This is a genomic window from Cognatundibacterium rugosum (assembly GCF_014284365.1).
Taxonomy (GTDB): domain Bacteria; phylum Pseudomonadota; class Gammaproteobacteria; order Burkholderiales; family Burkholderiaceae_D; genus Undibacterium; species Undibacterium rugosum.
The window spans coordinates 237546-264424 of sequence record NZ_JACOGG010000002.1 but is presented as its reverse complement, the minus strand read 5'-3'; the positions used below and the strand labels follow the sequence as shown (position 1 = coordinate 264424).

Genomic DNA, 26879 nt, shown 5'->3' with positions numbered 1-26879 from the left:
CGCCGCAGCGATGGCGGCTTAGCTCAGTCTGATCCGTAGTCTGGAGTGATTTTGGAAACACAAACGAACTGGGTCAGCAGAAGCCTGCAACACGTCTGGCATCCCTGCACTCAGATGCAACATCATGCTGCGATTGATCCCGTGCCGCTGATACCTGTCAGTCACGGACGCGGTATCTGGCTGTATGACATGGAAGGCCGTCGCTACCTGGATGCGATCAGCTCCTGGTGGGTCAATCTGTTCGGCCATGCCAATCCACGTATCAATGCCGCCCTCAAAGAACAGCTGGATCAGCTCGAACATGCGATGCTGGCTGGCTTCACCCATGCGCCAGTGATCGAATTATCTGAACAGCTGGCGGCACTGACTTCGCATCAGCTGGGACATTGCTTCTATGCCTCGGATGGCGCTTCGGCAGTGGAAATCGCCTTAAAAATGAGTTTTCATGCCTGGCGCAATCAGGGCCAGACGGAGAAGCAGGAATTCATTTGCGTGCAGGGCAGTTATCACGGCGAAACCGTCGGTGCGCTCGCCGTCACCGATGTGAGTTTGTTCCGCGACGCCTATGGACCTATGCTGCAAAGAGCACATGTGGTCAGCTCCCCCGACGCGCGTCAGGCGCAAGCCGGTGAAAGCGCCGCCGATGTGGCCTTGCGTGCCGCCGCCGATCTGGAGCGGGTGTTACAGCAGCGCAGCGGCAAAGTGGCGGCCGTCATCATCGAACCGCTGGTGCAATGTGCGACCGGCATGGCGATGCATGATCCTGTATATCTGCAGCGTCTGCGTGCCTTATGCGACCAGTATCAGGTGCATTTGATCGCGGATGAAATCGCAGTTGGCTGTGGCCGCACCGGTACTTTCTTTGCCTGTGAATCGGCTGGCATCTGGCCTGATCTGCTGTGCCTCTCTAAGGGCATCAGCGGTGGTTATCTGCCACTGAGTCTGGTGATGAGCACCGACGCGGTGTATCAGGCGTTTTATGATACCGATGTGCGCCGTGGTTTCCTGCATTCGCATTCGTATACCGGCAATCCGCTGGCTTGCCGTGCGGCGCTGGCGACCTTGCAGATTTTTGCCGATGATCAGGTATTGAGCGCTAACCGTGCGCGTGCGCAGGCTATCGCGACTGCCTTCGCGCCGCTGCAGAATGACAGCCGGGTCGCACATGTGAGGCAGCAAGGCATGATCTTCGCGTTCGATGCGATAGAGCCTGATGCGGCGCGTGCTGCGAGCTTCTCGCGCCGCTTTTTCAGTGCCGCGCTGGAGGAAGAATTATTAATGCGTCCTATAGGGCGCAGTGTGTATCTGATGCCGCCGTATATTCTGAGCGATGAAGACATCGCCTTGCTGGCACAGAAAACCATGAACGTATTTGAAAAGGTTATGCATGAGTAGTCGTTCCCAACACCCTGCCGACAGCAGCACGTCCGGCCTGCATTTACAGCTGGCAGCGGCAGGCCATCCTTTACTGCAAGGCTTGCAACAAGAGCTGGCAGAACTGGATAAGCAGCATTTGATACGCCGCCGTCGCACTGTCGAACATGTGCACGGTGCCAACCTGCGCGCCGAAGAGCGTGACCTGATTGCATTTTGCAGCAATGATTACCTGGGTTTAGCGACCCATCCGCTGGTGGTGCAAGCCTTGCAAAAAGGTGCATCGCTGTATGGCGCCGGCAGTGGTGCCTCGCATCTGATCAGTGGCCACAGCCGCGCCCATATGGCACTGGAAGAGCGGCTGGCAGAATTCATGTCGCCCTGCATAGCGCAGGCACGTGCACTATATTTCTGCACTGGCTATATGGCGAATCAGGCCGTGGTCACTGCCTTGTCGGGCAAGGACGCGGCCGTGTTTTCAGAGGAACTCAATCATGCCTCGCTGATAGATGGTGTGCGTCTGTCACGCGCGCATACTCAGGTGTTTCCGCACAAAGACTATGCCGCATTAGAAAGCATGCTGCAAAACTGCCGCCATCAAAAACGGGTGGTGGTGACGGATAGCGTATTCAGCATGGATGGCAATATCGCTGAATTGCCGCGTCTGCTGGCCTTATGCGAACAATACGATGCCTGGCTGATCGTCGATGATGCGCATGGTTTTGGCGTGCTGGGCGAACACGGACGCGGTGTGCTGGAACACTTTGCGCTGCAGTCACCGAATCTGGTGTACATGGGCACACTGGGTAAAGCGGCCGGTGTTGGCGGCGCATTCGTGGCTGCCCATGAAACCGTGATCGAATGGCTGATCCAGAAAGCGCGTGCCTACATCTACACCACCGCTGCTGCACCGGCACTGGCGCATGCTTTACTGACCAGCATAGATATCATCAGCGGTGAAGAAGGCCAGCAACGACGCACCCATCTGAATAAGCTGATCCATCAGTTCAGTGATGGCCTGAATCTGCAAATGTGGCAATTGATGCCATCCATCACCGCCATTCAGCCGGTCGTGATTGGCGCCAATGCAGCCATGCTCAGCATTGCCGGTAACTTGCTGGATCAGGGCTACTGGGTCGGTGCGATACGTCCGCCGACTGTGCCGCAAGGCAGTGCGCGTTTGCGTGTCACCCTGTCTGCGGCGCACAGCGAAGTGCAGGTACAACAATTGATCCAGGCCATTAATCGCCTGGATCAGATGAGTTATGTGGCACAGTGCTTTGCCGAGGTAGCCTGATGACGACGCTGCGTCAACGCGACTTTTTTATCACCGGCACCGATACCGAAATCGGCAAGACCTTTTGCAGCAGTGCCTTATTGCAGGCCTTCAGCCAGCAGGGTGTCAGCACGCTGGGCCTGAAGCCAATCGCATCGGGTGCGGAATGGCGCGATGAACAATGGCATAACGACGATGTCGACGCGCTGATGGCAGCATCCAGTGTGCAGGCGCCGCAAGCACTGGTTTGTCCTTACCTGATGCAGACACCCGCTGCGCCACATATCGTGGCCAGGCTGGAACAAGTGTCGATAGAACTGCCGCGCATACAGGCCGCCTGTGAACAGGCGCGCAGTCTGGCCGACGTGGTGATCGTGGAAGGCGTGGGCGGTTTTTGCGTGCCGCTCAACGAGCACACTGATACTGCGCAACTGGCGCAAGTGCTGGATTTGCCGGTGATCTTAGTGGTTGGTCTGCGCCTGGGGTGTATCAACCATGCTTTGCTGACGGCGCAGGCTATCCGTGCGCAAGGCCTGACGCTGGCTGGCTGGATTGCCAATACCGTCGATCCCGACATGCTCCACCTGCAAGACAATATCGCCGCGATTGCCCAGCGCATCGCCGCTCCCTTACTTGGCCACATCCCGCGTCTGCGCGGAACGGCCGCGGAACAGCGCAGCGCTGCTGCTGCCTGTCTCGACCTTAACACACTTACACTTCAGTCAAGGAAGACTTATGCAAGCGAATGAACCCCTGCAACAGCCGCTGAGTTTTCAGCCACCTGTAAAAAAAATTGAAGCTGAAACCTGGCCGGTAGACGATGTGCTGGCCTTATTCGATCTGCCTTTCAATGAACTGATGTTCAAAGCACAGTCCGCCCATCGCGCCAATTTCCCGGATGGTGATGTGGAACTCGCGACGCTGTTATCGATTAAGACCGGCGGTTGCGAAGAGGATTGCGGATACTGCCCGCAGGCTGCACGTTACGATACCGGCGTGGAAGCCAAGAAAATGCTGGATGTGCGCGAAGTGCTGGATGCTGCCAAAGCCGCACGTGAAAATGGTGCAACCCGCTTCTGCATGGGCGCCGCATGGCGTTCACCGAAAGACCGCGATATGGAAAAAGTCGAAACCATGGTGCGTGAAGTCAAAGCCATGGGTTTGGAAACCTGCGCCACACTCGGTATGCTGAAAGAAGAGCAGGCGCAGCGTCTGGCTGACGCTGGCCTGGATTACTACAACCATAATCTCGATACCGCACCTGAGTTTTACAACAATGTGATTTCCACCCGTGACTACCAGGACCGTCTGGACACACTGGGTCATGTGCGCAATGCCGGTCTCAAAGTCTGCTGCGGCGGCATCGTCGGCATGGGTGAATCGCGCCGTCAGCGTGCCGGTCTGATCGCCCAGTTGGCGAATCTGAATCCTTATCCGGAATCGGTGCCGGTCAATCATCTGGTCCAGGTCGAAGGCACGCCTTTACACGGCCTCGATCCGCTCGATCCGCTGGAATTTGTACGTACCATCGCTGTCGCCCGCATCACCATGCCGAAAGCCCGCGTGCGCTTATCCGCCGGCCGTCGTCAAATGGGTGAAGCGGTACAGGCGATGTGCTTCCTGGCTGGCGCCAACTCGATTTTCTATGGTGATAAATTACTCACGACCGAAAATCCGGAAGCCGAAGACGACCGCGTATTGCTGGCTAAGCTGGGCCTGAAAACCCGTGGCAAAGTGGAAGCGAAGGCAGGTAGCTGCAGCTGACCAAACCTGGCATCGTTCAACGCGATCCGGAGACACTGCAGCAGCCTGGCAAAAATTGAATAGCGCAGCCTGTTGTTGAGATCTGAGTTGAACGATTTTAAATGACTTAATAAGAAAGATAGAGACCATGTTCACCAAAATCCTGATCGCCAACCGTGGCGAAATCGCCTGCCGTGTCGCTGCGACTGCACGCCGTATGGGTATCAAAACCGTTGCTGTGTATTCGGAAGCGGACGCCAATGCCCGGCACGTGGCGGTCTGTGATGAAGCGGTGCTGATCGGTCCGGCAGCGGCCAAGGAAAGCTATCTGCGCGCTGACAAAATTATAGAGGTGGCGTTGGCGACCGGTGCCCAGGCGATTCATCCTGGTTATGGTTTTCTATCTGAGAACAGTGAGTTCGCCGAAGCCTGTGCCCGTCATGACATTGCATTCATTGGCCCGCCAGCTTCTGCGATTGAAGCCATGGGCAGTAAGTCGGCAGCGAAATCGCTGATGGAAAAAGCCCATGTACCGCTGGTACCCGGCTATCACGGCGACAATCAGGACCCTGATTTTTTGCAGGCTGAGGCGGACCGCATCGGTTATCCGGTCTTGCTGAAAGCCAGTGCCGGTGGTGGTGGCAAGGGCATGCGCGTGATTGAAAGCAGCAAGGATTTCAAAGACGGTCTGGCATCCTGCAAACGCGAAGCGATCAATTCCTTTGGCGACGACAAGGTACTCGCAGAAAAATATTTGCAGCGTCCGCGTCATATCGAAATTCAGGTGTTCGCTGATACCCATGGCAATTGCGTGTATCTGTTTGAGCGTGATTGCTCGGTACAGCGCCGCCATCAGAAAGTATTGGAAGAAGCGCCGGCACCGGGCATGACTGCGGAACGCCGTGCGGCGATGGGCGAGGCCGCAGTGGCCGCAGCCAAAGCGGTCGGCTATGTCGGTGCGGGTACGGTTGAGTTTATCGCCAATCAGGATGGCTCTTTCTACTTCATGGAAATGAATACCCGTCTGCAGGTCGAACATCCGGTCACAGAAATGATTACCGGTACCGATCTGGTGGAATGGCAGCTGCGTGTCGCAGCCGGTGAAAAACTGCCGTTGCAGCAATCTGAATTACAGATACATGGCCATGCCATCGAGGCGCGTGTGTATGCAGAAAATCCGGAAAAAGGCTTCCTGCCTTCCATCGGTACTTTGCGTCATCTGCGCACACCGGAGGCGGTCAGTTTCACGCTGGGCGGCGCTGCCGAACCCGCGGCTTTCCGTATCGACAGCGGTGTGCGCGAAGGCGATACCATCTCGCCTTTCTATGATCCTATGATCGCGAAAATGATCGTATGGGGTAAAGACCGTCAGGAAGCGCTGGCGCGGATGGCGCAGGCATTGGCGCAATATCAGATCGTTGGCCTGCATTCGAATATTGGCTTTTTATCGCGCCTGGTGACGGGGCAGGCATTCTCGGGTGCGGATCTGGATACCGGTCTGATCGAGCGCAATCAGGCCAGCTTATTCCCAGCTTTGCAGCCCGCTACGCTGGGCACGCTGGCCTGCGCCGCTGTGGCCTTGCTGCGTTCAGAACAAAGCAGTGGCAGCGATCCGTGGCAGAGCAGCCATGGCTGGCGTATGAACAGTCAGTTACGGCGCAATCTGGAATGGACGGAAGAACAGCAGGCGCACAGTGTCAGCGTCACCTATCTGGCGCAGGGCTGGCGCATACGCAGCGCGCAGCAGGAAGTGGAAGTGCGGCTGGTGCAAGCCAGTGGCAATGACATCGTGCTGGCGCTGGGCGAGCAAACTGTGCGTGCCACCGTGGTGCGTGATGGTGAATTCTTCCATGTATTCAGCCAGGGTCAGCACAGCGTACTGCAGTATCAGGATGCGCTGGCCCATGCGGGTGAGACAGAAGCCGAAGGCGGCCGCCTGACCGCACCGATGCCGGGCAAGATCGTGGCAGTACTGGTCAAGTCGCAACAGGAAGTGAAAAAAGGCGATGCTTTGCTGATCATGGAAGCCATGAAAATGGAACACACGATTTCAGCACCGCATGACGGCGTGATCGATGAAGTTTTGTATGCAGTTGGCGATCAGGTCAGCGAAGGCGCGCAATTGCTGGCGTTTGCGCAGTAGCATGTCACATCCCTTCTCCCGCGTGCGGGAGAAGGGCAGGGATGAGGGTGCTTGATAAATGGCAATGAATAAAATATCTGTTTGTATAAAGGTTGCGCTAACTATTTGTTCCGCCTTTGCCACCGCCCTCACCCCCGGCCCCTCTCCCGCTCGCGGGAGAGGGGAGTAGCGGGCAGCATTGATATACTGGATAAGCTTCACATGTCTGATCTGACTCCACATCCTCCAATCGCGTTGCCGGGACACGTTGTAACGCAAAGGCATACAATGACGCCCTGCGCTGATTGCCCGCCATCGTTCGCCATATGCATGGCCAATAGGAATTGAAATGACACTACTCTCTATCAATATCAATAAAATTGCTTTGCTGCGCAATTCGCGCGGCAGGAATTATCCTGACGTGGATGCGTTTTCTGCGCGTTTTCTTGAGCTCGGTGTAGCCGGGATTACGCTGCATCCGCGTCAGGATCAGCGTCATGCGCGTTACTCGGATGTGGACAGCCTGGGTCGCCTGTGTCAGCAACGTGGGGCGGAACTGAATGTGGAAGGTTATCCTGCGCAGGAATTCATGGATGTGGTGTTACGCCATCGTCCCGCGCAATGCACGCTGGTGCCGGACGCGCCGGATCAGCTGACGTCTGACCACGGCTGGGATATGCAGCGCGATGCGGCGCTGCTGGCACCGGTACTCGCGCAATTAAAGGTGGCAGGTATACGCAGCAGCCTGTTTGTGGATGCGGGCATCTCTGACGCTGATCTGGCACTGGCGCGTCAGCTGGGGGCGGACCGCGTAGAGTTATATACCGAGCCCTATGCAGAAACCTATGGCAGTGCTGAGAACGATGCCATCTGGGCGCAGTTCGCTGACACGGCGAAACGCGCGCAGCAGGCGGGTCTGGGGGTGAATGCGGGTCACGATCTGAACCTGCAGAATCTGGGCCGTTTTTTACAGATTCCCGGCATACTCGAAGTCTCTATTGGTCATGCCGTGATCGTGGAAAGCCTTGAGCAGGGCATGGACAGCGTCACACGTCAGTATCTGGCTATCGTGCAGACAGCGCAGGCCGCTGCTTAAAGCGAATCATAAGATGAACACAGGGGGAACACCAATGTCGCAGTTACCGCAACAAGTCAAAATCGTTGAAGTCGGACCTCGTGATGGTTTGCAAAACGAAAAAGAAAGCATCCCGGCTGAAGTGAAAATCGAACTGGTGAATCGCCTGACAACTGCCGGTTTTGCCAATATCGAAGCCGCGTCTTTTGTGTCACCAAAATGGGTACCACAAATGGCGACCTCGACCGAAGTGATGGCGGCAATCACGCGCAAGCCGGGTGTGATTTATTCGGTACTGACGCCGAATATGAAGGGCTTTGAAGCGGCACTTGCGGCTGGCGCGGATGAAGTGGTGATTTTCAGTTCGGCTTCGGAAGCATTCGCACAAAAAAATATCAACTGCTCCATCGCTGAATCAATAGAACGTTTCCGTGAAGTCGCAGCGGCCGCGAAACAGCATCAGATCCGTCTGCGTGGCAGTATCAGTTGCTCTTTCGGTTGTCCGTATCAGGGTGAGGTACCGGTCAGCAGCGTGGCGGATGTGGTACGTGGCTTGCGCGATCTGGGTTGCGACGAAATCGATATCGCCGACACCATAGGCGTGGGTACTGCCAGACAGGTACAGCATGTGATGCAAAGCGTGGCACAGGAATTCCCGCTGGCTGGCTTGTCCGGTCACTTCCACGACACTTATGGTCAGGCACTGGCCAATATTTATGCGAGTCTGGAAGTTGGCGTTTCGATTTTCCATTCCAGCGTCGCTGGCCTCGGTGGCTGCCCTTATGCCAAAGGTGCTACCGGTAATGTCGCTACCGAAGATGTGTTATTCATGCTGCAGGGCCTGGGCATACACACCGGCATCGATCTGGATGCAGTGGTCGATGCCGGTCAGTTTATTTCTGCCCACCTGGGCCGCAAAGCGGTGAGCCGCGCAGGCAATGCGCTGGCGGCTAAGCGTCTGGGCTAAGTGCTTGGACTAAGCGCTTGGACTTCTCGGCTTAGCGATCACGTCCAGCGTTTGCCGTATCACCCAGTCAGCATCATCCAGCGGCAGATCATGTCCGGCCTCGGGATGCAGCCGTAATTCGGCATTCCAGCGTTGTGCCAGCGTGATGGAGCATTGTGGATTCACCAGCGCATCTTGGGCACCGGCCAGGATGCGTAAAGCGACAGCTGGCGCCTGATCCGGCGCGCGGTAATGCATGGCCGCATACAGCTGGCGCAGCACATTGCGACGGCGTACCGGATGGGCCTGTGCCAGGCTGACCCAGTGCGCCACGATTTCCGCTGCTTCCTCTTTTGCGGCAGTGCCGTTAAAGCGCTGGCTGGTCAGACGCAGTATCAGTTGTTCGCGTTGCTGTACGCTGCCACACAACATGGTGTACACCAGCACCGCATAATTGCGTGGCCGCAGACGTTGATAAAACGGGCTATGCGGCGCCAGGCTGGTATTGATCAGCGTCAGATCCTGAATTTCATGCGGATAGCGCTCAGCCCAGGCCACCGCCACCATCGCCCCCAAAGAAATCGCCATCAGCCGGATTTTGCCTGACGGCTGTTGTCCACACTGTGTACTTAACTGCGTACGCAATTGCTCTACCATCTGCGTCACACTGGTGGCGCTGCTTTGCGCTGACAAGACGCCGTTGCCGGCAAAGTCCAGCGTCAGGATGCGCTGATCGGGATAGGCTTGCTGCAGGGCGGCGACAAAGCTGCCCCAGTGGCGTTGTTCGCGCATCAGACCGCGTAATAAAACCCAGCTCATACCGCCCGCCATCCTGTCATGGCCGGTACCAGCGTTGTACCGCCCGTTCCTGCAGACGCAGACGGGTAGGGCCGCTGGCCAGCCATTGCTGATAGCCGCAGGTGGCGCGCATCAGAAAATCCAGCCAGGCGTTATGTCGCCGCAGTACCCGGTGCAGCCGGTGTTCCGCCACGGGATTAAACATGCCATGACGCGAGAACAGCTGGCGCGGATTTTTTTTGACCCACAACCAGGAACCCATTTCCAGCGTCAGTGGTAAAAAGCTGCGTTCCGGCTGTTGTTGCGCCTCCAGATACAGATAATCCCAGACATCGCCATGGGTCTGATATTGCAGGCTTTGTGGTTCAAACAGATAGCGGTGATTCGGATGGGTTTGCTGGAATAATTCTTCCAGCGCCAGGATGTCAGCCAGATGCGGTATCGGATGCACGCTGTGCGCATGGGGGAACCAGACCCGGTCGCGCAGACCGAAACCGGAATGGCAGTCTATCGCGACACTGAAGGGGCGACCTAGCAATTCTTCCCGGACCGCGCGCACCAGCGCCTGATTCTCGATTTCCATCGGTGCACCGACTGGCCCGCGATACCAGGGCAGGTGGCGGCTGTAACGATGGCCACCGAGCAGAAACGGGACTTTATCGAGTGCCTCGACCGGTGCATTGCGCATCAGATCCACGCCGTTAGGATTGGCACGGGTAGCCAGCCACATACCACCCGGATTCATGAGCGGCATAAACACCAGCCGCACGTCGTCCAGCATGTGCTGCAGACTTTTATCCCATTGCAGACGCGTTAGTAAGCCACGCAGAAAAGACAGCAAGACCTGGGTACCTATGCGTTCCAGCCCATGGATACCGCCGAAAAAACCGATCGCGGGCTTGACCGGATCCGGATTGCCCAAGGCCAGCCGGTACACTGGAAAGCGTTTATGCTGTACGTCCACATCACATAGCACCGCCACATCCAGCTGAGACTGACCCAGCTGGATAATACGTTCCAATTCTTTTAACTCAGGCAATGCAGGCATGGCGGTGGCTGGAAAAAAAGACCTTGCCATCCTAGAGGACGAGGCCTGATAAAGCAAGAAAGTTGCAGTGCTGGATAAAAGTATTTTCAGCGTCTGTAAGGCTTGTGGTTTTTTGTCGCTGCTGTCGTCTCACATTCGGTGTGTTGTCAGTATCCGTGCTGGGTCTGGCAGAGCAGACCGGCGCTGACCGGAGCAGACCGGAGCAGACGTGGACAGATTGAGTCAGAATTGCGCAAGATGTCGGAAATGTACAAGTTTCATCTGCATAAACCGTATACGATGCGCTGGCGACTGGGTAGCTGGATAGCTCGACAGCTGGCACAGGTTTGCTTTTTTGGAGAAAAATCTATGGTTCCTGTACGTTTGAAAGAGGTTGCTAAGATTTATCACATGGACGCGGTGGATGTGCCAGCGCTGAGTGATATTACGCTCGATATAGCACCGGATCGCTTTACCGTGTTGTCCGGTCCTTCGGGCAGCGGAAAAACCACCTTGCTGAATCTGATTGGTTGTCTGGATCGCCCGGACAGCGGACAGATCCTGGTTGCGGGTCTGGAAGTGCAGACAATGAAGGACGATGATTTGTCGGATTTTCGTGCGCGTCATATCGGCTTCATTTTTCAGAATTTCAACTTGCTGCCTGTGCTCAGCGCCTATGAAAATATCGAGTACCCATTGATACTCGCGAATGTGCCTGCGGCAGAGCGTAAGAAGCGCGTGCTGGCTTTGCTGGACGACGTCGGCCTCAGTAACCGGCGCGATAATTTGCCGGGCCAGTTATCGGGTGGACAGCGGCAGCGCGTTGCGATCGCGCGCGCACTGGCGATACAGCCTGAGCTGGTGCTGGCCGATGAGCCTACCGCCAATCTCGACAGCCAGACCGGTGCGGAAGTGATTGCGCTGATGCGCCGTATGCAGCGCGAACGTCAGGTGTCATTTGTGTTCTCATCCCATGATCCGCAGATTCAGGCTGAGGCCGATGAGGTGGTGTTTATCCGCGATGGCAAAATCGTTGGTAGCGCACAGAAGGAGGTACAGACATGAATACCCTGATGCTGGCTATCCGCAATTTATTGCGTAATCGCCGCCGCTCGCTGACCACGGTGCTGACCATGGTGGTGGGCCTGACCGCGATCCTGCTGTTTGGCGGTTATCGCTCGAATATCATGTATGGTTCGCTGACCGGCTTTGTGCAATACACCGGCCATTTGCAAATTCAGCGCAGCGGCTATTTTTTAGATGGCAGTGATAATCCCAGCGCGTATGGCATACGCGACTATCGACAGATGATCCAGGCTTTACGCGATGATCCTGAGTTGCGTCCTATGCTCAGGGTGGTCACACCGACGCTGCAACTGGGCGGTATCGCCGGGAATTTCGCAGCCGGTATTTCACGCTCGGTGATGGCAGTCGGCATCGTGCCGGAAGAGCGCAATGCCATGCTGCGCTGGAATCAGTACGGTGTGAAAAGTTACGCCTTGCCGATGCCGCTGGAAGGACAGAGCATTGATGCGGTGGTGGTCGGGCAGGGCGTGGCGCGCAAGCTCAAGCTCTGCAGTCTGCTGCAGGACAGCCATTGCCGCGACCAGCGTAAGGAAGAAGCAAAAGTCGTCCCGAAACAAGGTGGGAACGAGAACGCAAATGAGAGTACTAACGAGAGCGCAGGTAGCAGCTTACCGGACGATATTTCAGCCCTCTCGGCGCTGGAGAAAGACAGTCAGCCAGTCGTCACAGAAAACCGTATTGAAATGCTGGCCGCCACTTCGGGCGGTGCGCCGAATGTCGCGAGTCTGCAGGCGATCAAGGCTAATAATATGGGGATCAAGGCACTCGATGATATTTATATGGCGATGCATTTGCAGCAGGCGCAGCGCCTGATCTATGGCAAGCGTGAACCCGAAGTCACTGCGCTGATGGTGCAGCTGGAACTGACTCAGCAAATCCCGCAGGCCAGAGCGCGCATTGCCGCGCTGCTTAAAGAAAAATTTCCTGATCAGACGCTGGATGTACTCGATTTTGAAGCTCTGAATCCTACCTATGGACAGACCAATCAATTCATGGATTCCATGTTCAGTTTTATCGCGATGCTGATCGGTGTGATCGTCCTATTCACGATAGGGAATACCATGAGTACGGCAGTGGTGGAACGCACGGCTGAAATCGGCACTCTGCGCGCTATCGGCCTGCGCCGCTCCGGTATTCGCCACCTGTTCTTATGCGAGGCACTGGTGCTCGGTGTGATCGGTGCCATCTTGGGCGCATTGTGCGCGCTGGCGGTGGCTTACCTGATCAACCACAGCGGCTGGACCTGGACGCCGCCCGGCTATTCCTATGCCTATCTGATCCTGGTGCGGGTGGGGCAGGATTTGCCACTGCTGACCGGTAGTATGCTGAGCATGATTATCGTCACCACGCTGTCTGCCTGGTGGCCGGCGAACCGTGCAGCAAAATTTGAAATTGTCGACGCTTTACGTCATGTGTAAGGAAAACCTGATGGCTATATTCTCTGTTTTGTCAGCGGCCCAAGCCCGCCGTTTCATGGCGTTGGCCTTGCTGGCTGGTCTGAGTGTCTGCAGTCAGCTGGCAATGGCGGCGACGCCGCAGGAAATTCTGGCGGCCAGCGATGCGATACGCAATCCTGATTTTCCTTTCGGTCTGACCAATACCCTGGTCGAATACCGCAAAGGCAAAGAGACCGATGCGAGCACGTTGGCGATTTACTCTAAAGCCGATCCTAAAGGTGGCCAGTTCCGCAGCCTGGTGCGCTACCTGGCACCGGCACGCGATGCGAATAAGCTGATCCTGTTTAATGGCAAGGACATGTGGTTCTTTGACCCGTCCAGCAAAGCCAGTATCCGGCTGTCACCGCAACAGCGCTTGCTGGGACAGGCATCGAACGGGGATGTGGTGACGGTGAACTTTGCCAAGGATTATCAGGCGGTCAGTGCCAGTGAAGAAGACACCCAGGATGGTGAACGCCAGAACCGTCGCAGTATCAAACTGGAGCTGAACGCAGCTAATGACAGTGCGAGCTACCACCGCATCGTGATGTGGGTAGACCAGTCCAGTATGCGTCCGATTAAGTCGCGCTTTTATTCCGAAAGCGGCAAGCTGCTGAAGACCGCGTATTACCGCCGTTATCAGGCGGTGTTCGGCGCCGAGCGGCCGACTGAAACGGTGATCATCGATGGTCTGGAACCGGACTGGGTCACCATCATGCGTTACAGCGACTGGGTAAAACGCGAAGTGCCTGAGACCTGGCTGCAACGCGATTATCTGCCACGCTTTAAGCCGGAATAAGATGCCAGCCTTACAGTTGCGTTCAGCCCGCCACACCAGGCTGACACATCCAAGCAGCGCGCTGCGTCTGGCTCTGCTGGCTGCTTTGCTGTGTAGCTCAGGTCTGACGCTGGCACAAACTGCGCCAGTGGAAGATCCTGATCTGGATGCGCTCAAGCTGGCTGATACCATGGTCAAGGCGCCGGAAGCACACCGTGCCTGGCGTTTCTATGCTGAGGCGGGAGCCGGCGCGCAGCGACTGCGCCAGAGCAGTGGCCAGACCCGTGAGCAGCAGGAGCAGCGGCTTTCGTTTGACCTGCAATGGGATCTGAGCCTGCATCAACAATGGCGCTTGTTGCTGGCTGACCGGCTGGATCTGAGCTGGCCCGCTAACAGCCAAGGCGAACATGCGGTCAATACGCTCAAAGAAGCCTATCTGAGCTGGAAGCCGCAAGACAGCCAGCTGTTTGATGTGGGACGCATCAATGTGCGCAATGGCGTGGCCTATGGCTATAACCCGGTTGATTTTTTCAAGGATGGTGCTGTGCGCTCACTGGTTTCGATTGATCCGGCCAGTCTGAAAGAAAACCGCCAGGGCAGCATCATGCTACGCGCCCAGCAATTATGGGATGGCGGCTCCGCCACGCTGATTGCAGCACCGCGCCTGGCCGATGTCGGCGTGCAGGCGGGCTGGAATCCGGATGTGGGGGCGACCAATCACAGTGACCGCTATTTGCTGGTGCTGAGTCAGAAAGTCGCCGACTTCTCGCCGCAATTCCTGATCATGCAGCAGCGTCATCAGCCTGCGCAGTTTGGCGCCACGATTTCCGGTCTGGTCAATGATGCGACCGTGACCTATCTGGAATGGGCTGGCGGTCACAGCAGCGCACTGCTGGATCAGGTCGTGCAAAACACGGCCTTGCGGCCGTTCACTGCACAGCAAGGCGGGCAAACTGCCTGGCATAATCAATGGGCCGCCGGTGTCAGCTATACCACGCAGAATAAACTCACTCTGACTGCTGAGCTGCATATCAATGGACGTGCTGTCGATCAGGAAGGCTGGGACAGGCTGCAACGCGGGCCTTTACCGCTGTACGCCGCGTATCGCAATGCCGCGCAACTGGCACAGCAAAGCCCGACCCGGCAGCAATTGTTTTTGTATGCGAGCTGGCAGGACGCACTTATTTCACACCTCGACCTCAGCGCCATGCTGAACCGCGACCAGCAAGACGCCAGCAAACGCCTGTGGCTGGAAGCACGCTATCACCAGGGCAAACTGGACGTCGCCCTGCAATGGCAAAAAAACAGCGGCAGCGCCTTGAGTCAATATGGCGCGATCAATACCGAATCCGGCTGGCGTGTGCTGCTCAGGCAGTATTTTTAAGCTTGTGTATCAGATTCAGGCACTAAGCACGTGGTTTTTTTATACTGAATTGCAAATACACGTCAATTTGATTGTGTCGCTGATGTGAAATCTAATATAGTAGATAAATATTCTTATATATTAGAAGTCATGGATATTAATCAACTCATTGCTCATCGAATCAGCGCGTTGCGTGACGCGCATGGCTGGTCTTTGGATGGTCTTGCGCAACGCAGCGGGGTCAGCCGTTCTACGATTTCGCTGATTGAGCGCGCAGCGACCAGCCCGACTGCCGTGGTTCTGGATAAGCTGTCCCTAGCATTAGGTGTGACGCTGGGATCTTTGTTTGAAGCAGAACCTGCGCTGACTTCACCGCCATCTCCAATGCAGTTAGCTGCTCAGCAAATTATATGGACCGATCCCGAGTCGGGTTATACCCGTCGTCAGTTATCCCCGCCTGGTCTGTCGCCTTTGCATCTGGTTGAAATTCAATTCCCTGCGGGGCAGACGGTTCACTATGAAAATCTGCATCAGGAACTCGATATCGCGCAGCAGGTCTGGCTGATATCCGGTCAGATGCGCATACAGGTGGGTGCGCTCAGTTATCTGCTGCATGCTGGTGACTGTCTGGCGATGTCACTCAAGGAAGCCATCACTTATCACAACCCGGGCCAGGGCGTTGCGCATTATCTGGTTGCACTGATTAAGCCATGAGATATACGCAGCGCTGCCTCGCATTGCGTTTCAAAACAAATAAAGCAAAGGAGAAAAAGGATGGACTACAGAATTTGCAGTTGGGACGCGCAGCAGGCGCAGGCGTATAGCGCGGAATTGAGTGAAATCTTATGTGATTGCGTAGCGGGCGGGGCTTCGGTCAGCTTTATGGCGGGCCTGAGTTTGCAGCGTGCGCAGGCATTCTGGCAAGCTGTGGTGCAAGGGCTGGCGGCGGGTGAGCGGCATTTGCTGGTTGCGTTGGAAGGGGCCGAAGCTCGTGATGGTGTGCACACGCATGAGCGTGTGTTGGGCACGGTGCAGCTGGTCACGGCGATGCCTGACAATCAGCCGCATCGGGCCGATTTGGCCAAGATGCTGGTACACCGCCGCGCGCGTCGTCAGGGCATCGCGGCAGCCTTGCTGAGCGCAGCGGAACAACGGGCACGCGAACTGGGCAAGACGTGTATTGTGCTCGATACCGAAACCGGTGGTGATGCAGAGCGCCTGTATGCGCGCGCTGGCTGGACGCAGGCCGGACAGATTCCGGATTTTGCGCTGAAGCCGGATGGCCGCTTATGCAGCACGACTTTGTTTTATAAATTGCTCGCGGTCTGAAACGATGCAGTGACCGTACCGTGTTTGCTTCCGGTAAATTTCAGCGTCGATTACCGTGTCTGAATACGGTTGCTTTTGCCTACAATGCGCAGCGATGTAGCCGCCCTGCTGGTTTGCACATACCGCGCAGATAACAGGGTGTGGCCGGGTGGCAGAGGAGATAGGCTTGCTCTGCACCGTAACTGCTCAGAAAGGACGATTAGCATGACGATGGATGTAGTGGACTACCAGATTTATGGCGACGATATGCAGTTCGTGGAAATCGAACTCGATCCGCAGGAAGCTGCAGTCGGTGAAGCCGGTGCCATGTTTTACATGGAAGATGGCATACAGATGGAAACCATCTTCGGTGATGGTTCGGCATCGCAAAGAGGCATATTCGGCAAACTGATGGGCGCCGGTAAGCGTCTGGTCACGGGTGAATCCATGTTCACCACCGTGTTCACTAATCAGGACGGCATGTCCAAGCGCCGCGTTGCCTTTGGTGCCGCGTATCCGGGCAAGATCCTGCCTATGCATCTGGGTCAGTTAGGCGGCACGCTCTTGTGTCAGAAAGATGCTTTCCTGTGCGCGGCTAAGGGTGTCTCGTTGGGTATAGGTTTTCAGAAGCGTCTGGGTGCAGGCTTTTTTGGTGGTGAAGGTTTTGTGCTGCAAAAACTGGAAGGCGATGGCCTGGCTTTTATCCATGCCGGTGGTGCGATGATAGAAAAGACTTTGCAGCCAGGTCAGACCTTGCGTGTCGATACCGGCTGTGTGGTAGCGTTCACGCCCGATGTGGATTTTGATATTCAGTTTGTCGGTGGTGTCAAAACCGCGCTGTTTGGTGGTGAGGGTCTGTTCTTTGCCACGTTGCGCGGCCCCGGTAAAGTCTGGCTGCAATCGCTGCCTTTATCACGCCTTGCGAACCGTATCGTCGCTGCCTCGCAGATGGGTGGTGGCAAAGGCGGTGAACAGGGTTCGGTATTAGGCGGATTCGGTAACCTGTTTGAAAATGATCGCTGATTTTTGCGTAACGCATACTGCAATTCTCCCTTCTGTCCCGGCACTCCCTCTGCCGGGATTTTTTTTGGGGCAAAGCACGCTGCATACAGGATGCCTGATGCGTAGCAGACTGGTGTATGGACATGTCAGGCTGAATGGCTCTTGCCAGATGATGGTTTCTTTTAACATCCCCGTATCCTATGATGTGCGAGCTTAGGCGCGGAATTTCTCTCTCAAAAACGGTACTCAAAAACGGTAATCACCTATGGAGCAGGGCAACGATGTTCAAACACATCTCTTGTTTGGTTTTTTCAGGACTGGCCAGCTTAACTGTTGGTATAGCACAAGCGGCAGACACGGTCACATATAGCGCAGCCGATCAGCAATTGAGGCAAGAGGTCGGCGCTTTACTGCAAAAGAAATGTAAGGCTGATGAATTTTCCGGTGCAGTGCTGATTGCAAAACATGGCCAGGTTTTATTTGAATCGGTGTGCGGTGAAGCCAGCCAGCGCTACCATGTGCCGAATAAGCTGGATACAAAATTCAATATCGCCTCAGTCGGTAAGATGTTCACAGCGGTGGCGATCGCGCAGCTGGTGCAAGCGGGACGCCTTTCCTACGATGATACGCTGGATAAATTCCTCGATGCGAGCTGGTTGCCTGTGGCCGTCAGCAAACGTATTACGGTTAGTCAGTTGCTCAACCATACCAGCGGCTTACCTGAATTTCTGAGCCGGGCCAAAGCGCGTCACAGCTCACGCGCCATGTATAAAGAATTGGTGGACATGAAGCCGCTGCTGGAAGGGTTGACGCCGTCCTTCCAGCCCGGAACCCGCTATTCGTATAGCAATACCGGTTATCTGCTGCTCGGTGCCATCATAGAAAAACTGAGTGGCGATAATTATTTTTCCTATGTGCGTCAGCACATTTACCAGCCAGCAGGCATGCAAAATTCTGACAGCTATGCGCTGGATGACCCGGTCGACAATCTGGCAATGGGTTATATGGACATCCAAAAAAACTCGGGACGCAGACAGGAAAGCAGTTTTGAAGGTCTGCTCAGAGGCAGTGCATTCGGTTGTGGCTATTCTACGCTGCATGATTTACTGCGCTTTTCCGAAGCGCTGAAAAACGGCAGCCTGATTAAAACAGAGAGTCTGCAAGTCTTATGGCACAACCATACACCAGGGAATATGACCATGTCGAAGTATGACTATGGTTATGGTTTCCAATTGCATAGCGGTGATGCGGGGCGGGTAGTCGGGCATAGCGGGCATTTTACCGGTGCACGGGCGAATTTTGATATGTATCAGGATGCAGGTTATGTCGTGATTCTGCTATCGAATTATGAGCTGAAATTTCCGCTGGCTGAGGACATTGAGGACTTGATTGTACAGACAAAAGCACAGACAAAAGCACAGGCAAATGCCGTCAGTCAGGCGCAGCCTTTGCAGGCATCAGACAAGTAAATCAGCAGCCAGTCTGCGCCCCAAAAGGGATGTCTGACTGTTGGGGTTTATCTGCGGCTTAGGCTGAGCTGTGGTACTACACTCAATTCTCGCAGCAGAGCTGCGACGAAGTCCGTGAACGGTAATCTTCGATGAACTCATCAAAGCTGCCGGTTTGCTGTTGTTCCATCTGCGTCTGCTCAGCAATCGATGCCTGCGCCAGATTGCTGAAGTAAGCACGTTCTGCTGCACTCGGTGGGCGTGCGCGAAAATCCGCTGCGAGTTGCTGGCTTTGTTTCAATGCAAAGCGTGGGAAAGAATTGCCTTCCGCTGCGATGGCGCGCAATACCTGAGCCGATGGCGTCAGATCCGGATTGTCTAAGCGTGCCAGTTGTTGCTGCAGGCTGTCCTGATGGGCCTTACCACCGCTTTGCTGATCCAGCAGGGTGGCAACCGGCGCGATTTGAGCGAGCAATTCCTTGCCCCAGTCTTGCAAGCGGATGGACTGCCCCTGACGCTGCAATTGCAGACCCGGACGACGGCCTTCTTTCACGGTGGCGGCAAAATTAGCGGTGTTTTCTTCGCCTTCCGCTTCATTGGTGAGCGGGCTGTCATTCAGGGCGCAGAACAGCAGGAAGGCATCCAGGAAGTGTGCTGTTTCCAGATTGATGCCTAAGGGGTCAAAGGGATTGACGTCCATGCAGCGTACTTCCACATACTGCACACCGCGCGCGCACAGCGCTTCGATAGGACGCTCACCGGTACGGATCACACGTTTAGGCCGTATGGTGGCATAAAACTCGTTTTCTATTTGCAGTACATTGGTGTTGATCTGTACCCATTCCCCATCTCGACGGGTGCCTAGCGCGGCATACGGCGCATAGGGCTTGCGCACTGCCATCGACAGGCTGCGCATGTAATCGAGCAGGTTGTTATACGGTGGTACCAGACCATCCTGGGCATTATTCTGATAACCCAGATCGCTCATGCGCAGGCTGGTCGCATACGGCAGATACAGCGTGTCTTCCGACAAGCTTTCCAGCTGATGGGCGCGGCCACGCAGGAAGCCGGTTGCCAGTGCCGGTGAGGCACCGAACAGATACATCAGCAGCCAGCTGTAGCGGTGGAAGTTACGTATCAGCGCGACATAGTGTTCCGACTGGATATGCATCGCGTCGCCACGGGTGTGCTCCGCCTGGGCCAGTAGCTGCCAGAGTTGTTCCGACAAAGAATAGTTGTAATGGATACCGGCGATACATTGCATGGATTTGCCATAACGCAGTGCCAGACCGCGCCGGTACACGTGTTTGATCATGCCTATGTGAGACTGACCATACCAGGCGATATCGATGTCTTTTTCATCGGGCAGTACGCCAGGCATGGATTGGCTCCACAAGATTTCATCACCCAGTTCTGCGTGCACAAAACGATGTATCTGATCCAGTTTTTCCAGCGCGGTCGCGATATCGGTTTCAGCCGGAGTGATGAATTCCATCAGTGCTTCGGCATAATCGGTAGTGATTTGCGGATGAGTCAGGGTGGAGCCCAGTTGCTGCGGATGCCCGCGGCGTGATAATTGCCCGTCCTGACCCACGCGCAGGGTTTCACGCTCTATACCGCGCAGGCCCTGGCTCAGCAAGGGCCTATGGGCAGATTGTCCAAGTAATTCCAGGCGATGTTGTAACAGTTGGCTCACAGGCTCCCCTTTTTTTGATTAGCTGCTGAGCTGCCCAAGTGGTGGCAGCATGCAAGCTTGTATTTCTGCACCTCAGCAGACTGACCGCGACTACGGCATCAGGCCATCATGCTGCGGTATCGTGTCTGCCAGGCATTTATCTCATGTGGCGATGTCAGGACGATGACGCCAGGGCTTACCCTTGTCCATCTGCCATTTTTGAGCAAGCATAGCCGAAATTTGAATTTCGCATCGGCAGCCAGCGCAAAGCCTGTTGTCAGCGCCTGCTTTTTTGCAGCAAACCAGTGCTGCGGCACGGGTTTGAACTTATTTTTTTGGTAATATGCTCCATCCTGCAAGCTGCCTGGTAGTGCGGCTGTCGTTTGTTACGTTATAAAGGTATGCCATGCAATTTGCTTACACCATCATTTATGTGCCGGATGTAGCGGCTTCACTGCGCTTCTTTGAACAGGCCTTTGGCTTGCAGACACGCTTTTTGCATGAGTCCGGCATGTACGGTGAACTGGAGACGGGAGCGACGGCGCTGGCTTTTGCGGCGCACGCGATGGGGGACATGAATATCAAAGGCGGTCATGTCGCAGCCCACAGCTCGCCACAACCGCTGGGATTTGAAATCGCCTTAGTCACGCAGGATGTGGCCGCGGCCCATACCCATGCCTTACAGGCAGGTGCCATTGAACTCGCAGCACCGCAAGAGAAACCCTGGGGCCAGACCGTGTCTTATCTGCGTTGCCCGGACGGGGTGATGGTGGAACTCTGCACCGCCATTCAGGCCTGAGCAGGTTTTGCCTCAGTTTGCTAAGAAAAATACAAAAAGGAATGAAGCATGTCAGACATCGCGCTGGAATTAAAAGATTTGGTGAAAAACTTTGGCCGCCCGGCGGTCGATCATATCAATTTGCAAGTCAGACGCGGTGAGTTATACGCTTTGCTGGGGCCGAATGGCGCAGGTAAGAGCACGACGCTGCGCATGGTCGCAGGCTTGCTGGCGCCCGACAGCGGCAGCATTCATATTTTGGGCCAGGAACTGAGTGCCGATCCTGCCGCTGCCAAGCAAAAGCTGGCTTATCTGCCAGATGAGGCAATGTTATACAACAAGCTCAAGCCCTTTGAATACCTGGAGTTTGTAGCGGGTTTGTGGGGTATGTCGGCCGCGCAGGCGCAAAGTCGCGCGCAGCAGTTGCTGAGCTGGCTGGATCTGACGCAGCACGCCGATGAGCTGATCGAAGGTTTTTCTAAAGGCATGAAACAAAAGCTGGCACTGGCAGGCGCGCTGATTCATGAACCCGAACTGATCATTCTGGATGAACCTTTAACCGGACTCGATGCGGCAGCAGCACGTCAGGTCAAGGATGTGTTACTGCGCCATGTGGCACAGGGCGGCACGGTGATCCTGACTACCCATATTCTGGATGTGGCGGAAAGGCTGGCGGAACGTATAGGTATTATTCAACATGGCAGACTGATTGCTGAAGGCACGCTGGATGAGCTGCGTGCACGTACCCACAATGGCAGTGGCACGCTCGAGGATGTGTTCTTGCAATTGACAGCCTCCGTCAGTCCGGAGCTACAGGCATGAGTGCGCGCTGGCAGAGTCAGCCGGGCAGCAGCCTGTGGTTGTTCCGGCATGAATGGCGCATGTTCTTTTTCGATATGGGCGACGATAAGTCCGGGACTAAGCCTAAGCGAGGCATGCCACTGAGCGGCAAGTTACTGAGCCTGTTGGTACTGGCGGTGGTGCATGCGTTTGCCTGGGTGGTCTTGCGTGGTCTGCCTGCACTGCATGATCAGCCTGACCCCATGCTGGTGATGGCGACCGGTGTGGCGCTGGCGGTGCTGTTCAGCATGATGTTGTCTATGGCATTGAACCGCAGTGTGAAAGCGCTGTTTGAACGCGGCGACCTGGATTTGCTGCTGAGTTCACCGATGCCTGCACAAAGCATCTTTACCGTCAGGCTGGCCGGTATCGTGTTGGGCGTGGCTTTTTTGTTTCTGCTGTTTTTATCGCCGTTTGCGCATGTCGGTCTGTTCATCGGCCAGTGGCGCTGGCTAGGGATTTACCCGTCGATTCTGGCGTTGGCAGTACTCGCCTCTTGTCTGGCGATGGTATTGACGCTGTCGCTGGTGAAATGGCTGGGTGCACGCCGTACCAAGACGGTGGCCCATTTGCTGGGTGCCTTGTCAGGTGCCGTGGTTTTTCTCGGTTTTCAGCTATTTAATCAGTTTCCGGATGAGAGCAAACAGCGCGTGATCGCCTATTGCAAACCCTGGATACAGGAGGGTGGTCTGTTCGATCAGCACAGCCTGGTCTGGTTACCGGCACGCGCCTTGTTTGGTGCTTGGCTGCCGGCGTTGATCATCAGTGCAGTGGCGCTGGCGCTGTTCTGGCTGACCAGTCGCTACACCTGCCGCTTTTTCATCCACGGTGTACAGCAATCGGTGACAGCACCCGCCCGCGTCCGGCCAATGTCGGCGGTCAGCGCCGGGCTGCACTTCCGTCAGGGCTTATACCGCAACGTGATGCATAAAGAATGGCGTTTGTTACTGCGTGATCCGCAGTTGCTGTCCCAGATCGCGCTGCAATTATTGTATCTGTTGCCAGCGGTGTTTTTGCTCCTGAAAAATGGCATCCTGTTACCCGGTATGGCGGCCACCATGACTTTTCTGACCTGTTCACTGACGGGTTCACTGATCTGGGTCATTGTCGCGGCCGAAGATGCACCGGATTTGCTGCGTTCAGCGCCAGTCACCGCGCGTCATGTGCAAACTGCCAAGTTGCTTGCAGCCTGCCTGCCGGTCGCCTTGCTGGTGTTGCCGCTGATCGTATGGCTCAGCCTGCGTCAGTGGCAGGCCGGTTTGATCACTTTACTCGGCTGCGGTGCCGGTATGTTGTCAGTAGCCTGCATCCATTTGTGGCTTTCGCGACCCGGTAACCGGAATCAGTTGAACCGTCGTGGTCAGACTCAGTTAAGTGTCGGCATCATAGAAACGCTCAGTTGTTTTTCCTGGGGCGGGATGGTGTTAGGATTTCTGGCCGCCGGCAGCTGGGGCTGGATCGGAGTGCTGACAGGAATAGTGGCACTGGGTGTCGCCTGGTTGTTAAAGATTGAACGAAGCTGAGCTGATGTTGTCACAGGCTGGCATGGTGTGTCATGCCAGGTCACTGTAGCGCAGTTCTTAATCAGAAAATTAGGTCAAAGTATGCGAGTGTTTACCAAAAAGCGGTTGTTGATCGTGGCTGTGCTGGCTGTTGTGGCCGGAACTGCAGCGTTTGTATTGCATAAGCAAGACAGCAAACCCAAGGAAGAGGCGCCCAGATTTAAAACTGCAGCCGTCGAAAAAGGTAATCTGAGCCAGACGGTGACCGCCAGCGGCACACTCAATCCGGTCGCCCTGATTAATGTGGGTTCTCAGGTGTCGGGTACCGTGATTGAGCTCAAAGCTGATTTTAATGACAGAGTGAAGCAAGGTCAGATTTTGCTGAAGCTGGACCCGACTATTTTCAACGCACAGATCAAACAAGCCGAGGCCAGCCTAGCTTCGGCGGAGGCGTCGCGGCGGCTGGCGCAGGCTACACTGGAACGCAATCAAAAGCTGGTGGCGCAAAATTACATTTCAGGGATCGCGATGGATCAGTCGCGCCGCGAGCTGGAAGTGGCAGAAGCCAACATCAAAGTGGCACGGGCCCAGCTCGACAATGCGCAAGCGAATTTGAATAATAGCGTGATCCGCTCACCTATCGATGGTGTGATCATCAAACGTACCATCGATATGGGACAAACGGTGGCAGCTTCTTTTCAGACCCCGAATCTGTTCCAGATTGCGCGTGATCTGACTAAGATGCAAATCGATACCAGTGTGTCCGAAGCCGATGTCGGCGCGCTGCGCGATGGCTTGCCAGCGCGCTTTGTGGTGGACGCCTATCCAGACCGTGAATTCGAAGCCAAACTGCGCCAGTTTCGGCTGGCAGCCAATGTACAGCAAAACGTCGTGACCTATAACGTGGTGCTGGATGTGGACAATAAGGATGAATTACTCAAACCCGGCATGACTGCGCAGGTCAGGCTGGTGGTGGGGGCCAGGCAAAATGTGCTGCGCATACCGACGGCTGCCCTGCGCTATAAACCAAGTGAGGAAGAGCAGGCACGCGAAGCAAAAAATCTGGCAGCGCAAGCTTCAGCCAGCGCTAGCGCCAGTGCTGGTGCGGCATTGCCGCCACCGGAACCGGAAGATGATATCGCTTTCCGTTCCAAAAAAGAGCAGACGCGCAGCTTTAAGGTATATAAGCTCAACGATAAAAAACAGCCGCAGGCTGTGGACATCAAAATCGGTTTGTCGAATTTCCGTTACACCGAAGTACTGTCCGGTGAGCTTAAAGCGGGTGATCAGGTAGTTACACGCGCGCTGGATAAAGCCGGAGCTAACTGATGAGCGCCGCTCTGATTGCGCTGCAGGGCGTCACCAAAAGTTATTTTTCCGGCGGAGTAGAAACCCAGGTTTTGCACGGTATTGATGTGCAGGTGCCACGCGGTGATTTTGTGGCAGTGATGGGACAATCCGGCTCAGGCAAATCGACGCTGATGAATATACTCGGTTGTCTGGATCAGGCCAGTGCCGGTTCCTATTTGCTCAATGGGGTCGATACCCTGAGCCTGTCGCGCGCTGAACTGGCGACGATACGCAACCGTACCATAGGCTTTGTATTCCAGAGTTTTAATCTGATCAAACGCATGAGCGTGGCTGAAAACGTGGCTCTGCCTTTGATTTATGCCGGGGTCAGCCGTGCCAAAGCGCATCAGAAAGCACTCAGTGAACTTGAACGCGTCGGGCTGAAAGATTTTGCACGGCGCTTGCCAAATCAGTTATCGGGCGGCCAGCAGCAAAGGGTGGCAATCGCGCGTGCGCTGGTGGCTGATCCGCCGCTGATACTGGCTGATGAGCCGACCGGCAATCTGGATACCCAGACCAGCATAGACATCATGCGCTCTTTGCAGCAGTTAAACAGCGAACGCGGTATCACGATCTTACTGGTAACCCATGAGCCAGACATCGCCGCCTATGCCAAACGTCTGGTGCGGCTGAAAGATGGTCGTGTGTTGTACGATGGCCCGGCCGCTGAAGGCTTGCGCCAGCTGGCTGCGTCGCATACAGAAACGGTAGGGCAACCATGAATGTGCTACAGGTATTTATCGAGGCATTCCGTTCCATGAATGCCAACCGTCTGCGCACTGCGCTGACCATGCTGGGGATTATCATCGGTATTACCTCGGTGGTGATGATGCTGGCGGTCGGTGAAAGTGCGAAGAAATTCATTTCCAAGGAACTGGAAATCCTGGGCAGTAATTTGCTGATTATTTCGCCCGGCGCCAACCGTACCCAGGGCGTGCGTGCCCGTACCGGAACGGCACCTTCGCTGAGTTTTGAAGACGCGGCAGCACTCAATGAGCTGCCCAGCCTGAATGGTGCAGCGGCGGCGCTGCAAGGCTTTTTCCAGATTACTTCCGGCAGCGATAACTCCAACAATTCTGTGCTGGGCGTGACGCCGGAAATGTTCAAGGTACGTAACTGGAAGATAGAAACCGGTAGTTATTTCAGCGATTCCGATATACGTGCCGCTGCCAAGACGGTGATCATCGGTAAAAAAGTCGCCGATCAGTTTTTTTATAAAGCCGATCCGCTGGGTCAGTTTCTGCGTATCGACAATGTTCCTTTCCAGGTCACCGGCGTGTTGCAGGGTGAAGGCCGGTCCTTTGACGGAGGCGATATCGGTGATTTAGTGCTGGTGCCTATCACGGCGGCACGGGCGAATCTGATACGCAGCCCTTTCCCGCGCAATGTGCATTATGTGATTGCCCAGGGTAAGTCGGATAAAGCCATGAAAGATGCGGAAACCGATATCAAGGAAATGCTGCGTGACCGTCATCGTATCAAGGCGGAACAGGAAGACGATTTCCGCTTAGAGAATCTGGCTTCGATTGCGGAGGCGGGTGCAAAAATTTCAACCGGGCTGGCGGCTTTGCTCGGTGCTATCGGCGCGATTTCGCTGGTGGTGGGCGGCATAGGCATTATGAATATCATGCTGGTGTCGGTGACTGAGCGTACCCGGGAAATTGGTATCCGCATGGCGATTGGTGCCAAACCGCGCGATGTCTTGCTGCAGTTTCTGACGGAAGCGGTGGTGATTTGTCTGGTTGGTGGAATGATCGGCGTTTTACTTGCCAGTGCAGGTGCGGCAGCGATCACCTCTACCGGTAAAATAGAGGTGGAAATCGGCATGCAGGCTATCATTATCGCCTGTGCCTTTTCCAGCTTTGTTGGTATCTTCTTTGGTTTTTATCCGGCCCGGCGCGCTTCCCGCTTATTGCCGGTGGATTGTCTGCGTTACGAATAAAGCGGCGGGC

24 protein-coding genes are annotated in these 26879 nt (G+C 55.4%); 21 read left to right on the top strand and 3 right to left on the bottom strand.

The features are described from left to right. The first annotated feature begins 45 nt into the window (after positions 1-45). The 7 genes from bioA (at position 46) to H8K47_RS02830 (ending at position 8557) form a co-directional block, all read left to right on the top strand. The gene (gene bioA / locus H8K47_RS02860) at positions 46-1395 is read left to right on the top strand and encodes an adenosylmethionine--8-amino-7-oxononanoate transaminase (RefSeq protein WP_186879914.1); all 1350 of its coding nucleotides are present in this window, start codon (positions 46-48) and stop codon (positions 1393-1395) included. Next, positions 1388-2671 carry an 8-amino-7-oxononanoate synthase gene (gene bioF / locus H8K47_RS02855; RefSeq protein ID WP_186879913.1) on the top strand — a complete coding sequence of 428 codons (1284 nt, stop codon included), beginning with the start codon at positions 1388-1390 and terminating at the stop codon, positions 2669-2671. The genes bioA and bioF overlap by 8 nt, the downstream gene beginning before the upstream one ends. After that, complete coding sequence (gene bioD, locus H8K47_RS02850; protein ID WP_186879912.1) at positions 2671-3399, top strand: dethiobiotin synthase; 729 nt, start codon at positions 2671-2673, stop codon at positions 3397-3399. Before bioF ends, bioD begins: the two co-directional genes overlap by 1 nt. After that, complete coding sequence (gene bioB / locus H8K47_RS02845; protein WP_162019208.1) at positions 3386-4414, top strand: biotin synthase BioB; 1029 nt, start codon at positions 3386-3388, stop codon at positions 4412-4414. Before bioD ends, bioB begins: the two co-directional genes overlap by 14 nt. 127 nt (positions 4415-4541) lie before the next feature. After that, positions 4542-6536: an acetyl-CoA carboxylase biotin carboxylase subunit gene (locus H8K47_RS02840; RefSeq protein WP_186879911.1), complete on the top strand. Its 1995-nt coding sequence runs from the start codon at positions 4542-4544 to the stop codon at positions 6534-6536. A 328-nt stretch (positions 6537-6864) separates the two neighbouring features. Next, complete coding sequence (locus tag H8K47_RS02835) at positions 6865-7611, top strand: pyridoxine 5'-phosphate synthase (RefSeq protein ID WP_186879910.1); 747 nt, start codon at positions 6865-6867, stop codon at positions 7609-7611. Between the two features lie 34 nt (positions 7612-7645). Further along, complete coding sequence (locus H8K47_RS02830; protein ID WP_186879909.1) at positions 7646-8557, top strand: hydroxymethylglutaryl-CoA lyase; 912 nt, start codon at positions 7646-7648, stop codon at positions 8555-8557. Positions 8558-8566: 9 nt separating this feature from the next. On the opposite strand, the gene H8K47_RS02825 is transcribed toward H8K47_RS02830, so the two are convergent. After that, positions 8567-9355 (bottom strand): alpha/beta fold hydrolase, encoded by a 789-nt coding sequence (locus H8K47_RS02825; RefSeq protein ID WP_186879908.1) that lies wholly within the window; start codon positions 9353-9355, stop codon positions 8567-8569. A 16-nt stretch (positions 9356-9371) separates the two neighbouring features. Continuing rightward, on the bottom strand, positions 9372-10382 hold the full coding sequence (locus H8K47_RS02820; RefSeq protein WP_186879907.1) for a M14 family zinc carboxypeptidase: 1011 nt from the start codon (positions 10380-10382) through the stop codon (positions 9372-9374). Positions 10383-10730: 348 nt separating this feature from the next. Here H8K47_RS02820 and H8K47_RS02815 point away from each other — a divergent pair, with 348 nt between their 5' ends. The 8 genes from H8K47_RS02815 (at position 10731) to H8K47_RS02780 (ending at position 18803) form a co-directional block, all read left to right on the top strand. Beyond that, positions 10731-11426 (top strand): ABC transporter ATP-binding protein, encoded by a 696-nt coding sequence (locus H8K47_RS02815; RefSeq protein ID WP_186879906.1) that lies wholly within the window; start codon positions 10731-10733, stop codon positions 11424-11426. Beyond that, positions 11423-12865: an ABC transporter permease gene (locus H8K47_RS02810; protein WP_186879905.1), complete on the top strand. Its 1443-nt coding sequence runs from the start codon at positions 11423-11425 to the stop codon at positions 12863-12865. The genes H8K47_RS02815 and H8K47_RS02810 overlap by 4 nt, the downstream gene beginning before the upstream one ends. 55 nt (positions 12866-12920) lie before the next feature. Next, complete coding sequence (locus tag H8K47_RS02805; RefSeq protein ID WP_186879996.1) at positions 12921-13682, top strand: outer membrane lipoprotein-sorting protein; 762 nt, start codon at positions 12921-12923, stop codon at positions 13680-13682. 1 nt (position 13683) lies between these two features. Next, entirely contained in the window at positions 13684-15045 is a 1362-nt protein-coding gene (locus H8K47_RS02800; protein WP_186879904.1) for a hypothetical protein, read from the top strand. Between the two features lie 129 nt (positions 15046-15174). Then, a complete protein-coding gene (locus tag H8K47_RS02795) occupies positions 15175-15738 on the top strand; it encodes a helix-turn-helix domain-containing protein (RefSeq protein WP_186879903.1) in 564 nt (187 codons plus the stop codon). 60 nt (positions 15739-15798) lie between these two features. Next, a complete protein-coding gene (locus tag H8K47_RS02790; protein WP_186879902.1) occupies positions 15799-16353 on the top strand; it encodes a GNAT family N-acetyltransferase in 555 nt (184 codons plus the stop codon). Between the two features lie 204 nt (positions 16354-16557). Continuing rightward, positions 16558-17355 (top strand): TIGR00266 family protein, encoded by a 798-nt coding sequence (locus H8K47_RS02785; RefSeq protein WP_186879901.1) that lies wholly within the window; start codon positions 16558-16560, stop codon positions 17353-17355. A 260-nt stretch (positions 17356-17615) separates the two neighbouring features. After that, the gene (locus H8K47_RS02780) at positions 17616-18803 is read left to right on the top strand and encodes a serine hydrolase domain-containing protein (RefSeq protein ID WP_186879900.1); all 1188 of its coding nucleotides are present in this window, start codon (positions 17616-17618) and stop codon (positions 18801-18803) included. An 82-nt stretch (positions 18804-18885) separates the two neighbouring features. Here H8K47_RS02780 and gshA read toward each other — a convergent pair whose 3' ends face one another. Beyond that, positions 18886-20478 carry a glutamate--cysteine ligase gene (gene gshA / locus H8K47_RS02775; protein ID WP_186879899.1) on the bottom strand — a complete coding sequence of 531 codons (1593 nt, stop codon included), beginning with the start codon at positions 20476-20478 and terminating at the stop codon, positions 18886-18888. Positions 20479-20863: 385 nt separating this feature from the next. Between gshA and H8K47_RS02770 the strand changes: the two genes are divergently transcribed. The 6 genes from H8K47_RS02770 to H8K47_RS02745 all read left to right on the top strand — a co-directional run bounded on the left by H8K47_RS02770 (position 20864) and on the right by H8K47_RS02745 (position 26869). Next, positions 20864-21256, top strand: coding sequence for a VOC family protein (locus tag H8K47_RS02770; RefSeq protein ID WP_186879898.1), 393 nt, complete (start codon positions 20864-20866; stop codon positions 21254-21256). Positions 21257-21304: 48 nt separating this feature from the next. Beyond that, on the top strand, positions 21305-22057 hold the full coding sequence (locus H8K47_RS02765; RefSeq protein ID WP_186879897.1) for an ABC transporter ATP-binding protein: 753 nt from the start codon (positions 21305-21307) through the stop codon (positions 22055-22057). Next, complete coding sequence (locus tag H8K47_RS02760) at positions 22054-23598, top strand: hypothetical protein (protein WP_186879896.1); 1545 nt, start codon at positions 22054-22056, stop codon at positions 23596-23598. The genes H8K47_RS02765 and H8K47_RS02760 overlap by 4 nt, the downstream gene beginning before the upstream one ends. An 81-nt stretch (positions 23599-23679) precedes the next feature. Beyond that, on the top strand, positions 23680-24906 hold the full coding sequence (locus H8K47_RS02755) for an efflux RND transporter periplasmic adaptor subunit (protein ID WP_186879895.1): 1227 nt from the start codon (positions 23680-23682) through the stop codon (positions 24904-24906). Continuing rightward, positions 24906-25649, top strand: coding sequence for an ABC transporter ATP-binding protein (locus tag H8K47_RS02750; RefSeq protein WP_186879894.1), 744 nt, complete (start codon positions 24906-24908; stop codon positions 25647-25649). The genes H8K47_RS02755 and H8K47_RS02750 overlap by 1 nt, the downstream gene beginning before the upstream one ends. Further along, positions 25646-26869, top strand: coding sequence for an ABC transporter permease (locus H8K47_RS02745; protein ID WP_230410139.1), 1224 nt, complete (start codon positions 25646-25648; stop codon positions 26867-26869). The genes H8K47_RS02750 and H8K47_RS02745 overlap by 4 nt, the downstream gene beginning before the upstream one ends. The last annotated feature ends 10 nt before the right edge of the window (positions 26870-26879 follow it).

Coding starts and splice junctions, on each gene's coding strand:
- bioF (WP_186879913.1), top strand. CDS start 1,388: ATGAGTAGTCGTTCCCAACACCCTGCCGACAGCAGCACGTCCGGCCTG.
- bioD (WP_186879912.1), top strand. CDS start 2,671: ATGACGACGCTGCGTCAACGCGACTTTTTTATCACCGGCACCGATACC.
- bioB (WP_162019208.1), top strand. CDS start 3,386: ATGCAAGCGAATGAACCCCTGCAACAGCCGCTGAGTTTTCAGCCACCT.
- H8K47_RS02840 (WP_186879911.1), top strand. CDS start 4,542: ATGTTCACCAAAATCCTGATCGCCAACCGTGGCGAAATCGCCTGCCGT.
- H8K47_RS02835 (WP_186879910.1), top strand. CDS start 6,865: ATGACACTACTCTCTATCAATATCAATAAAATTGCTTTGCTGCGCAAT.
- H8K47_RS02830 (WP_186879909.1), top strand. CDS start 7,646: ATGTCGCAGTTACCGCAACAAGTCAAAATCGTTGAAGTCGGACCTCGT.
- H8K47_RS02825 (WP_186879908.1), bottom strand. CDS start 9,355: ATGAGCTGGGTTTTATTACGCGGTCTGATGCGCGAACAACGCCACTGG.
- H8K47_RS02820 (WP_186879907.1), bottom strand. CDS start 10,382: ATGCCTGCATTGCCTGAGTTAAAAGAATTGGAACGTATTATCCAGCTG.
- H8K47_RS02815 (WP_186879906.1), top strand. CDS start 10,731: ATGGTTCCTGTACGTTTGAAAGAGGTTGCTAAGATTTATCACATGGAC.
- H8K47_RS02810 (WP_186879905.1), top strand. CDS start 11,423: ATGAATACCCTGATGCTGGCTATCCGCAATTTATTGCGTAATCGCCGC.
- H8K47_RS02805 (WP_186879996.1), top strand. CDS start 12,921: ATGGCGTTGGCCTTGCTGGCTGGTCTGAGTGTCTGCAGTCAGCTGGCA.
- H8K47_RS02800 (WP_186879904.1), top strand. CDS start 13,684: ATGCCAGCCTTACAGTTGCGTTCAGCCCGCCACACCAGGCTGACACAT.
- H8K47_RS02795 (WP_186879903.1), top strand. CDS start 15,175: ATGGATATTAATCAACTCATTGCTCATCGAATCAGCGCGTTGCGTGAC.
- H8K47_RS02790 (WP_186879902.1), top strand. CDS start 15,799: ATGGACTACAGAATTTGCAGTTGGGACGCGCAGCAGGCGCAGGCGTAT.
- H8K47_RS02785 (WP_186879901.1), top strand. CDS start 16,558: ATGACGATGGATGTAGTGGACTACCAGATTTATGGCGACGATATGCAG.
- H8K47_RS02780 (WP_186879900.1), top strand. CDS start 17,616: ATGTTCAAACACATCTCTTGTTTGGTTTTTTCAGGACTGGCCAGCTTA.
- H8K47_RS02770 (WP_186879898.1), top strand. CDS start 20,864: ATGCAATTTGCTTACACCATCATTTATGTGCCGGATGTAGCGGCTTCA.
- H8K47_RS02765 (WP_186879897.1), top strand. CDS start 21,305: ATGTCAGACATCGCGCTGGAATTAAAAGATTTGGTGAAAAACTTTGGC.
- H8K47_RS02760 (WP_186879896.1), top strand. CDS start 22,054: ATGAGTGCGCGCTGGCAGAGTCAGCCGGGCAGCAGCCTGTGGTTGTTC.
- H8K47_RS02755 (WP_186879895.1), top strand. CDS start 23,680: ATGCGAGTGTTTACCAAAAAGCGGTTGTTGATCGTGGCTGTGCTGGCT.
- H8K47_RS02750 (WP_186879894.1), top strand. CDS start 24,906: ATGAGCGCCGCTCTGATTGCGCTGCAGGGCGTCACCAAAAGTTATTTT.
- H8K47_RS02745 (WP_230410139.1), top strand. CDS start 25,646: ATGAATGTGCTACAGGTATTTATCGAGGCATTCCGTTCCATGAATGCC.